9 protein-coding genes are annotated in these 11306 nt (G+C 36.2%); 8 read left to right on the forward strand and 1 reads right to left on the reverse strand.

The window, feature by feature from the left end:
- The first annotated feature begins 98 nt into the window (after window positions 1-98).
- The 3 genes from AAA923_RS03065 to AAA923_RS03075 are packed head-to-tail and all read left to right on the forward strand — an operon-like array spanning window position 99 to window position 5356.
- Window positions 99-1604, forward strand: coding sequence for a PTS transporter subunit EIIC (locus AAA923_RS03065; RefSeq protein WP_338214489.1), 1506 nt, complete (start codon window positions 99-101; stop codon window positions 1602-1604).
- A gap of 15 nt (window positions 1605-1619) precedes the next feature.
- Window positions 1620-3134: a sucrose-6-phosphate hydrolase gene (locus AAA923_RS03070; protein WP_338214490.1), complete on the forward strand. Its 1515-nt coding sequence runs from the start codon at window positions 1620-1622 to the stop codon at window positions 3132-3134.
- 20 nt (window positions 3135-3154) lie between these two features.
- Window positions 3155-5356 (forward strand): alpha-galactosidase, encoded by a 2202-nt coding sequence (locus tag AAA923_RS03075; protein WP_338214491.1) that lies wholly within the window; start codon window positions 3155-3157, stop codon window positions 5354-5356.
- A gap of 255 nt (window positions 5357-5611) precedes the next feature.
- Here the strand turns inward: AAA923_RS03075 and AAA923_RS03080 are convergent, their stop codons facing one another.
- Window positions 5612-6655, reverse strand: coding sequence for an alcohol dehydrogenase catalytic domain-containing protein (locus AAA923_RS03080; protein WP_338214492.1), 1044 nt, complete (start codon window positions 6653-6655; stop codon window positions 5612-5614).
- A 665-nt stretch (window positions 6656-7320) separates the two neighbouring features.
- On the opposite strand from AAA923_RS03080, the gene AAA923_RS03085 reads away from it, so the two are divergent.
- From AAA923_RS03085 to AAA923_RS03105, 5 genes are all read left to right on the forward strand, one after another.
- The gene (locus tag AAA923_RS03085) at window positions 7321-8028 is read left to right on the forward strand and encodes an AzlC family ABC transporter permease (protein ID WP_338214493.1); all 708 of its coding nucleotides are present in this window, start codon (window positions 7321-7323) and stop codon (window positions 8026-8028) included.
- Window positions 8015-8341 (forward strand): AzlD domain-containing protein, encoded by a 327-nt coding sequence (locus AAA923_RS03090; RefSeq protein ID WP_041500730.1) that lies wholly within the window; start codon window positions 8015-8017, stop codon window positions 8339-8341. Before AAA923_RS03085 ends, AAA923_RS03090 begins: the two co-directional genes overlap by 14 nt.
- A gap of 79 nt (window positions 8342-8420) precedes the next feature.
- Entirely contained in the window at window positions 8421-9371 is a 951-nt protein-coding gene (locus AAA923_RS03095) for a zinc-binding alcohol dehydrogenase family protein (protein ID WP_338214494.1), read from the forward strand.
- Window positions 9372-9465: 94 nt separating this feature from the next.
- The gene (locus AAA923_RS03100; protein WP_338214495.1) at window positions 9466-10632 is read left to right on the forward strand and encodes a cation:proton antiporter; all 1167 of its coding nucleotides are present in this window, start codon (window positions 9466-9468) and stop codon (window positions 10630-10632) included.
- Window positions 10633-10644: 12 nt separating this feature from the next.
- On the forward strand, window positions 10645-11259 hold the full coding sequence (locus AAA923_RS03105; protein WP_338214496.1) for a TMEM175 family protein: 615 nt from the start codon (window positions 10645-10647) through the stop codon (window positions 11257-11259).
- The last annotated feature ends 47 nt before the right edge of the window (window positions 11260-11306 follow it).

Consider the following 11306-nt stretch of genomic DNA (forward strand, 5'->3'; position numbering starts at 1 on the left):
AACATTATAACATTTGAAACCGCTTACTCACGTTATAGAATGTATTTGTAAGTTAATTAACTAATTGAATAAAATAAATCGAATTGAGGAGTTAAATCATGAAGAATGATCGTAAGTTATATGAAAAAATATCTGATGAAATTCTTCCTGCAATTGGAGGAAAAGATAATGCCATTGAGGCCTTTCACTGTGCAACTAGACTGAGAATTGCCATAAAGGATACTAGTAAGATTGATAAGGACGCACTATCAAAAATTGAATTGGTCAAAGGTGTTAATCTTAATAAAAATCAATTACAAATTATTTTTGGGGCTGGACTGGTTGATAAGGTAACAGACGTCTTTATTCAACATACAGGTATAGCGTACTATTCTGTTGATTCAGATAGTTCATCTACAGTTAAAGCTGATTCTAAGGCAGAAGATAAAAAAGGTTTCTTTCAAAAGTTTATTGACGATTTAACAGGTGTTTTTACAGAAATTTTACCCGGTATCTTAGCCGGCGGTATTTTAATTGGTTTGAATAATCTTTTAACACAAAAGATTTTTGGATCACAATCATTAGTTCAAATGTTCCCTGGTATTTCCGGAATTAGTACCATTGTGAATTTAGGATCTTCTGGTATTTTTGCAATGTTGCCACTGATTGTTGTTTATTCAGCAACCAAACGATACGGTGGTAGACCAGTTTTAGGCTTGGCAATTGGGGCCGTAATGATGTCAGCTTCTTTGCCAGCAATGTCGGATGTTCAAACTGGTGCAGCCAAAGCGGTTATTGCTAACATCTTTGGCTGGAAATTATCATTAACTAATTTTGGTGGTCAAATTATTGTCGCTCTAATTATGGGTTGGGTCATCGCTAAACTTGATAATTATTTTCAAAAGAAATTACCTGGCGTCATTCAATTTGTTCTTTCACCAATGTTAACTATTTTAATTTCATCATTTATCCTATTTATGATTGTTGGACCTATTGGTGTTACATTATCAACTTGGATTACTAATGGATTAGTTTGGATGTCTCAATCATTGGGTATCTTTGGTTATATTATTTTTGGTGGTATTCAACAATTGATTGTTATTACTGGACTACACAACATGTTTGGTGCAATTGAAACACAATTAATTTCAACAACTAAGTATGACTTTCTTAATCCATTGTTCTCAGGTGCTTTGATGGGTCAAGGTGGAGGAGTATTAGCTTACTTCTTCTTGAACCGTAAAAATGCTAAAGCACGTGAAATTTCAATTTCTGCATTCTTCTCCATTCTCTTCGGTATTTCTGAACCCGCTTTGTTTGGTATCAATATTAAAAATAAATATCCACTAATTGGAGGATGTATCGGTGGTGCAGCTGCCGGAGCTTATATTTATTTAACAAAACTTACAGCTGTTGCTTTTGGTACAACTGGATTACCAGGTATTGCCATTGCTGCTCCACAAAATAATGGTTATTTAAATTATATTTTAACTAACTTGGTAGGTATTGCCGTGGGATTCTTAGCATCATTACTAGTATCCAAATTCTCAACGTCAAAAGCTAAAGTTACTGAGACTAAAAAGGCTGTGGATAAAGTCCCAGCAGAACAATTAAGTGTCGATTAAACGAGGTTAAATGTGATGACAAATAGAATCAAAGAATTTAAAAATATGGTTGATCATCTGTCGGATGTTCCAGCCTCAGTAATTGAAAAAGAGCAATCTATTACGAATGAAAGTCCATATCGCCAGACATACCACGTTGAAAGTGAGTCTGGTACGTTGGGTGATCCAAACGGATTTTCTTATTTCAATGGAAAATATCATTTATTTTATCAGTGGAGTCCATTAGCTTTTTCAAAAGATCCACATTATACCCAACATGGCTGGAAGCATTTAGTTTCGGATGATTTGGTTAATTGGCAGGATTTAGGTGCCGCTATTGAAAGTGACACTAAGTATGATAAGTATGGGACGTATTCAGGAAGTGCCATTCCTAGTAAAGATAAATTATTGATGTTCTATACGGGAAATACTTGGATTAATACGGAAACAGATAATAACTGGCTGCGTGTTCCATATCAATTAACAGCCTTTATGGATAAGAATAACCAGGTTCACAGAAGTAATTCTCCAATCATTGAGGGCACTTTTGACGGGTACACAGCTCACTTTAGAGATCCGAAAGTTTGGCAAAAGGATGGCAAATACTATGCAATTTTCGGAGTTCAAAGAAAGAATTTGACTGGAACTGCATTGGTATTACAAAGTGAAGATTTTAAAAAATGGAAATCGCTAGGCGAATTAAAAACTAATTACACCAAACTCGGATATATGTGGGAATGTCCAGACTACTTTGAAATAGATGGCAAAGGGATGTTGGTTTTTTGTCCACAAGGATTGAAGAGTTCAGGTAATAAATATCAAAACATCTACCAAACTTGTTACTTATTAGGTGACCCAGTATCTTTACCAAATACACAATTTAATCATGGGGATTTGAATGAACTTGATAATGGCTTTGATCTCTATGCCAGTCAAACAATGTTAGCACCTGATGGCAGAAGGATTATTGTTTCTTGGATGGGGTTACCTGAAACGTCGTATCCGACTGAAAAATATCATTACTCAGGCTGTATGACGATTCCTAAAGAATTGCATATTAAAGATGGAAAACTATATCAAGTACCAGTTAAAGAAATGGATTCTTTGCGAAAAAATCGTCGTCCAGTGAATGAACAACTTACAAATGAAACAGTTGCCCATAAATTAAAAACGATGTCTAATGAATTTGATTTAACTGTTAACTTTAAAGATTCCAATGCGCTTATGATTGATTTATTCGCTGATGAACCGGATGAAAAACGTTTTAGAGTGATTTTAAATAGAAAGAAAAACGAAATTATGATTGATCGTTCTCAATCTGGCATGGAAGTTTCAAGTGAGTACGGAGTGACGAGAAAGATTGATTATGAATTACCTGAGAAATTGAATTTGAAGATTTATACAGATTCATCATCAGTTGAAATATTTATCAATAACGGCGAGAAAGTTTTCACATCAAGAATTTTTCCGAACAAAGATCAAATCCATATGTTTTTACACGGCATTTGTGGGACAACCAATGTTAATGGTTCGATATATGAAATGAAATAGTAGATAGGAAAGTAGGAATTATGACTGATTTAATTCAAGTTGATCAAAAGAGAAAAATATTTAGCTTGAGCAACCAGAGGATAAGTTACATTTTTCGAGTTATGCCAGGAATGAAGAAGTTAGAACACATTTACTTTGGCAGTAAAATATCTTTGCATCAAACAATTGAAAATACCATTCAGACTAGTTTTGCCTGGGGTGAAAAAAGAATTGTTGGCGATGATAATTCTTCATTATCAAAGTTAATGCAAGAATATCCGGAGTATGGGACTAGCGATTATCGATTGCCTGCATTTGAGATTAATTATCCGACGGGTGATAATATTTCCAACTTTGAATATGTCAGTTACAAAATTATGGATGGGGTTCCAGCACTCAGAGGATTGCCTCACGTTAGGTATGAAAAGGATGACTGCCAAACGCTGATAGTGACTCTAAAAGATGAGTATAGTGGTCTATTATTAAATCTTAATTATACGATTGACACAAATAATGCCAGTATAATCAAAAATGCAACGATTAAAAATAATGGTAAAAAGAGCTATAGCTTAGAAAATATCAAGAGTAATTGTCTCGATATTCCTAATGAACAATTTGAATTGATTACTTTAAATGGTATTTGGGCGCGAGAAAAACATGTAAACCGAGAGCCGATTAATCCTGGAATTAAAGAAATCAGCAGTTTACGTGGGGCCAGTGGTCATGTTCATGATCCGTTCATTGCACTAGTCAAACCTGAGACGACTCAGAACAGTGGGGATGCTTATGGTATTTCAACTATTTATAGTGGCAATCATAAAGAGACTGTTGAGTTGGATTCTTATGGAGTGGTCAGAGTATTGACTGGCATCAATGAAGAACATTTTAAATGGGAATTGAATGCTGGAGAAAGTTTTACGACGCCGCAGTCAATATTGACGTTTTCTAATCAAGGATTGAATCAGATGAGCCAAACTTTCCATAATATTGTTAGAAATCATCTGATTGATTCCAAGTGGAAAGACATAAAACATCCTGTTTTGATTAATAATTGGGAAGCAACTTATTTTGATTTTGATGAAAAGAAAATTATTGATTTAGCTACTAAAGCCGCTGATGTTGGTTGTGATCTCTTCGTTTTGGATGATGGTTGGTTTGCCCAACGTAATGGTGAGAAGGGTTCATTGGGCAATTGGCGAGTAAACTTTGATAAGTTACCACACGGTTTGGAATTTATTTCGAAAAAGATTCACGATATGGGGATGAATTTTGGCTTATGGTTTGAACCTGAGGCAGTTTCCGATGATACACCGATTTTTAAAGAACATCCGGAATGGATAATTGGCGTTAAAAATAAATCATACAGTTTAGGTAGAAATGAATATTTACTAGATTTTAGTAATCCACAAGTGATTGATAATATTTTTGAGCAAATGGATAAGATTTTGTCTAGCACTAAAATCGAATATCTTAAATGGGATATGAATCGAAATATTACCGAGTCTTATTCAAATTATTTGAAGCCAAATCAACAAGGTGAATTTTTCCATCGGTATATTTTAGGTGTTTATAATTTATATGATCGGTTGTTAAAAAAGTATCCAAAACTGTTGATTGAATCTTGTGCCAGTGGAGGCGGCAGATTTGATTTGGGGATGTTGTATTATGCACCACAAACTTGGGGTAGTGATGATACAGACGCTTTTGAAAGACACCAAATTCAAACGGGAGAGTCTTATGTCTATCCGCTTAGTTCTATTGGAACGCATGTTTCGGTTTCACCTAATCATCAGACCGGTAGAATTACTTCGTTACAAACTAGGGGAAACGTTGCTTTATTTGGAACCTTTGGTTATGAAATGAATCTGCTTGATTTGTCATCTAAAGAATTGGATGAGATTAAACATCAAATTAAATTAAAGAGAAAATATGATAATTTGATTACTCATGGTGATTTTTATCGGTTGGATACTCGCCTTGATGGGACAGATGCTTGGATGGTCGTTTCAACAGACCAAAAACAGGCGTTAGTTTGTTACTTTAAAGGATTGAGCCATCCTAATATGGGGTATGATCAATTAAAATTAGCAGGATTAAGTACGGAAACTAAATATGCAATAAATGATTCTTATGATTTGTATGGAGATGAATTAATGAATATTGGTTTACCAGTTCGTTCTGAAAATCAAAAAACTGAAATGAGAGATTTTGAGAGTACCTTATTTGAGATTAAAGCAAAATAATAAAGAAAAAGAAGATATCTTCCACTTGAAAAATTTTCAAGTGAGAGAATATCTTCTTTTTAATTTATAGTTTAGTCGGAAGAAATGAGAATATTTACCCGCTGTGGGTGTGGCGTTAGAGCTTTAGCTCTTACACCACCGGGCGTGTTTGGAGACTTACCGTTCTTTGGTAAGGCTTCAAACCGAGGCCCGAGACCGAACTTTGGCTCGAGCCGGTCCGCATAGCAGGTGAATATTCTCATTCCTGGAGACGGCTTAGTCACTAACAACAACCAATGCTTTAATAACTTTACGATCAGTCATTTCTTGATAAGCATCGTTGATTTGGTCAAGACTGAAACTCTTTGTGAAGACTAATCCAGGATTGATTTCACCATCAAGAACAGCTTTCAACAAACGTTCTTTGTCATAAGTTGTAACAGAAGCAGGACCACCACCGAGGATGATATTTTTACCAAATGATGATGAAACGTCCATCTTACCAGTATGTGGCAAACCAACACGGCCAACGATTGAACCAGGACGACCAACTCTCATAGCTGTTTCAGTTGAAAGTTCAGTTCCGACACATTCCAAAACAGCATCAGCACCTTCGTTATTTGTCAAAGCTAAAATCTTTTTAACACCTTCGTCACCACGTTCAGCAACGTTATCAGTAGCACCAAATTTCTTAGCTAAAGCTTCACGGTCAGGATGGCGACTGGTTGAAATAATCTTAGTAGCACCCATCATTTTAGCAGCGATAACACCACATTGACCGACAGCACCGTCACCCATAACAACGACAGTATCGCCAGGTTTAACTTCGGCAACACGAGCAGCGTGATAACCAGTAGCCATAACATCAGCCAAAGTTAAGAGTGATTTAAGCATACCTTCAGAATAATCGCTAGGCTTGCCAGGAACTTTAACTAAAGCCCATTGACCATGTTGGAAACGAATATATTCAGCTTGGTTACCATTACTGAAGTTATCGTTGTGTGATTGACAGTCACCGTCAAAACCAGCACGACAAGCTTTACAGTAGCCACAGCCATGAGTAAATGGAGCAATAACGAAATCGCCGGGTTTAACAGTAGTAATCTCAGATCCAACTTCTTCAACAATACCAATAGCTTCGTGACCAGAGTTTTCTGAATTTTCAGCTTTATCTTCTAAACCACGGTAAGCCCAAAGGTCAGAACCACAGACACAGGCGCGGATGACTTTAATAACAACATCATCAGCAGCTTGAATAGTTGGTTTTTCGACATCCTCAAGTTTCATTTGGCCAACTTTTTCAAAAATTGCTTTCTTCATATAAAAATCTCTCCTTTTTATTATTAACAATTAAATTATAACTATTATGGTTGGAAAAGTAACCGTTTACCCTTAGTAAATTGTAAAAAGGCATCCGAAGACTGGCAGTAATATAGTCTGCTGTGCGACCGGTTTGAGCCAAGGTCTCAAACCTCGATTTTGAACTTCGCAAAGTGCGCGAAGTTCAAAATACGTCGGTGGTGTAATAGCGGAAAATCACCGCTATAACGCCACACGCACTGCGGACTATATTACTGCCAGCCTTCGACTAAGTTATCTGGATGATAATTGTCTTGAGTTAAATATGGAATGGATTTATTAATATCATTTGAATCAGAGGACTAATAAGATATCTGGAAGTTATTAATGATATAAAACATAAAGATAATACCTAGTTATACCAACAAATTAGCCTTAGATTGACAGATATTCGCCAGCAGTGAAATGTACTATAAGGACGTGAGTCCTTATAGTACAGGACGAATTTTGAGATTCGCGGTCCATGCGAAGCTCAAAATCGAGTCTCGAGACCGCATTTTGGCTCGAGACGGTCCCACAGCAGGCGAAGTATCTGTCAATCTAAGGCGGCACCCAACCAAAACCCTAATTGACATTTAATGAAATTAAAATTATTATAATATTCTATATAAAAAGGGGGAGAGCTTATGGATGACAGCTTGAGTGTCAGAACTGCCATGAAAGATACACTTCCAACCGTATTTGGGTACATTGGAATTGGAATTTCATTTGGAATCGTGGCAGCCTCGGCTGGGATGAGCGTTTTGATGGCGACCTTGATGTCATTGATCGTTTATGCCGGATCAGCACAATTTATTTTAGTCAGTTTATTGGCGATTGGGACGCCAATAGTTTCGATTGCTTTGTCAGTCTTTTTGGTTAATTCCAGAATGATTCTGATGAGTATGACGACCGCAAATTACTTTAAAAAGAATTCTATTTTTGAAAACATTTTAATTGGTAGTTTGATTACTGACGAAAGTTTTGCGTTGAGTATGAATAAACTTAATTATACCAACGGCAAACTGGGTTTTAAGTGGTTCAATACAGTCAACGTGATGGCTTATCTCGTTTGGGTAGTGTCAACAATGGTCGGGGCAATGCTTGGGAGAATTATCAGTAATCCTGAAAAACTGGGCTTGGACTTTGCCTTAGTAGCCATGTTTATTGGTTTGTTGTATTTACAACTGATCAGTGACAAAACGATTTCATTAAAAGTGCAATTAATTGTTGTTTTAGCAATGTTGCCACTAGTTTATTTTGGACTAATTTTTATTTCGAGTGATTTGTTGATCTTGGTTGTAACCTTGATTGGCTGTGGGTTAGGGGTGATTTTGAAAAATGCCTTCAACTAAATTTGTTTTATGGACATTGATAGCTTGTGGATTGGTGACATGGTTATCAAGAATTTTGCCGTTTGTATTATTGAAGAAATTTAATTTGCCAGCTAAAGTCGTTGAGTTCTTAGGATTCGTACCAATTACAATTATGGCAGCCTTGTGGTTTGAGAATTTGTTCCATCAAAATTTGGGACACTTGCCAACGATTGACTACGCTAATTTAATTGCCTCAATTCCAACCGTTTTAACTGCTATTTTAACGAAAAAATTACTGTTAATCGTCATCGTGGGGATTATTTCCTTAGCACTCGTGCGTTTAGCAATTTAAGATACTTGAAGACAAATTCAGGTATTTTTTTTATGCTTAGATTATAATTGTCGTAATTGATATTTTGGAGGATAAGCATATGAAAGCAGTTGTTGTTGAAAGAGCTGGTGGGCCAGAGGTTTTGGAATATAAGGATGTTCCGACACCCACAGTTAAACCAGGGTGGTCACTTGTGCAGATTAAAGGATTTGGTATCAATCATTCCGAAATTTTTACACGCGATGGTGAGTCTCCAAGTGTGAAATTTCCACGTATTTTAGGAATTGAATGCGTCGGAATTGTGGCCGAAAGTACTTCTGATAAATTTCAAGACGGTCAAAAAGTTATTTCAATTATGGGTGAAATGGGTCGTGCTTTTGACGGCTCATACGCTGAATATGTTTTATTGCCAAATGAACAAATTTATCCTGTCCAAACGAAGTTAAATTGGACTGATTTAGCAGCCGTTCCCGAGACTTTCTACACAGCATTTGGTTCACTGAAAACTTTGGATTTGCAAGCTGATGATTCTGTTTTGATTCGTTCTGGTGCCAGTGGTGTTGGAATTGCGGCATTAAATCTGATTAAATCCAAGTATCCAGATATGATGGTGACTGGTTCTGTCCGCAAACAATCAAAGGAACAAGTTTTGCTTGATGCTGGGTATGACTTTGCGATTGTTGATCAGGATGGTGAATTACAGACAGCTAAAAATTACGACAAAGTGTTGGAACTGGTGGGTCCCAAGACGTTAAAGGATACGTTCAATCATGTTAATCCTCGTGGTATCGTCTGTAATACGGGTGAGTTAGGTGGTCAATGGTATATGGACGGTTTCGACCCTATTACTGACATTCATGAAGGAGCTTATTTAACTTCGCTATATTCCGGAGAAGTTAACAGTGAGAAACTCAATGAATTGCTCGATTATATCAGTAAATATCACGTCGAAGTCTCTCCAACAAAGGTTTACCGATTGAATCAAGTCAGAGAAGCTCATGAATATTTGGAAAGTAGGCACAATTTAGGCAAGGTCGTTGTTATAAATTAAGAAAATCGGTGAAAATATTTATCAGATTTTGGATTTTTTCATTTTCTACTTCTGGTAGAATGCTAAAGTAGCAGTTTAATAAGAGGGTATAAATATGGAGAAATTTGCATTATTAATTGTTTTATTTGCAGCTTTGGCAACACCATTAATCACCGCCAGATTTCATTTGACGAGAATGCCAACTTCGATTTCTGAAATTATTATGGGAATAATTATCGGAAAAACGGGGTTAAACATTGTTCAGCCGGGTCAAAGTTTGCAATATATCGCTAATTTAGGCGTTATTATATTGATCTTTTTAGGTGGGATGGAAATTGATTTCTCACTTTTGGAACCACAGAAAGATAAAACTATTTATTCACCATTGGGAACAGCTTTTGGTGGGTTTGCTTCGATATTTATCATGTCGATTATTTTGAGTGCCATTTTATATAAGACGGGAATTTTTAGTCAGTTCATTTTAGCCGTAATTTTATTCAGTACGATTGCTTTAGGAGTAATCATCTCTTTATTGAAAGAGGCAAATATACTCAATACTAATTATGGACAGACAATCTTGTTAACGTCGGCCTTTGGGGAGTTCATTCCTTTGGTAGCGTTGACGATTTATTCAGCTGTGCAACAACAACATTACATTTCGGTTTTAGGGTTGCCAGTTATTTTCTTGATAGCAATTTTCCTATTGCATCGATTCAATCGGGTTTACGTGTTCTTTGATAAAATTGATAAATCGACAACCCAATTGGACATTCGTTTAGCATTCTTCCTGATTTTTACTTTGGTAACATTTGCCGAGCAGATTGGTGCTGAAAGTATTTTAGGAGCTTTCTTGGCTGGTGCAGTTATGAAATTGTTGAAACCTAAAGAAGATACTGAACAAAAATTGAGTTCCATGGGATATGGATTCTTCATTCCAGTATTTTTCATCACGACCGGCGTCAACTTGAATTTACGTAAACTCTTTACCAATAAAGACGCGTTATTATTGATTCCAATCTTCTTAGTGGCATTCTTATTGTCAAAGGCGATTGTTTACTTCGTTTATCGCAAACGCTTTGGCGACCGTTATGCTATCGCTGCGACAATTGTTACTTCAACTACCATCACTCTGGTTTTGCCAATTTTACAAGTCGGTCAAAATTTGAAGTTGATTTCAACAGCTCAATCAGGGGCAATCACATTGGCAGCGATAATAACCTGTCTAGTTTGTCCAACGTTGTTTAATAAAATAGTCACGAATCAAACATTTGATCTTAACTAAAGAGGGGATTTTTTGACGAAAGATCGTTTACTAGCATTTAGTGACGGAGTTTTTGCCATTTTAATTACTATTTTAGTTTTGGAATTTACCGTACCAAAGTTTCAAACAGGCCATTTATTATCGGCAATGATTCAACAGTGGCCAATATTGGTCGCGTATATCGTTTCATATTTCTACGTGGGAACATTGTGGTTATTTCATCACGATTATTTCCAAGCGTTAAAAGCAATCGACCGGAAGTTAAATTTAATCAATTTGTTGATGTTATTTAGCATTACACTGATAAATTATCCGATGGCATTGGTTGCAGAAACGTTGAGCCGTGGAAACAATGGTGATATCGAGGTAGCCTTCATAGCTTACGCTGTAATAGCCCTGTTTATTTCGGGAACATTTCAACTTTTGTACGTCTATATTGGACAACATTCAAAATTGATGTCCGAAAAAATGAAACGGGCACATTTTAGAAAAAGTCATACTGATCCGTTGATTAGCATGGCGTTGTATATTTTAGCAATTGTTGCATCGTTATTTTGGATACCATTAGGTGCTGTGTTTTTATTGTTAGGAATAGGTTTCCACTTTATAGCTTATTTACATTTAAGCAACGCATTAGGTCAAAAGTAGTCTGTGATTATAATCGTGGGCTACTTTTTTTCTAATCTTTATTGAAG

It is taken from the genome of Companilactobacillus muriivasis (assembly GCF_036246245.1).
Classification (GTDB): Bacteria; Bacillota; Bacilli; order Lactobacillales; family Lactobacillaceae; genus Companilactobacillus; species Companilactobacillus muriivasis.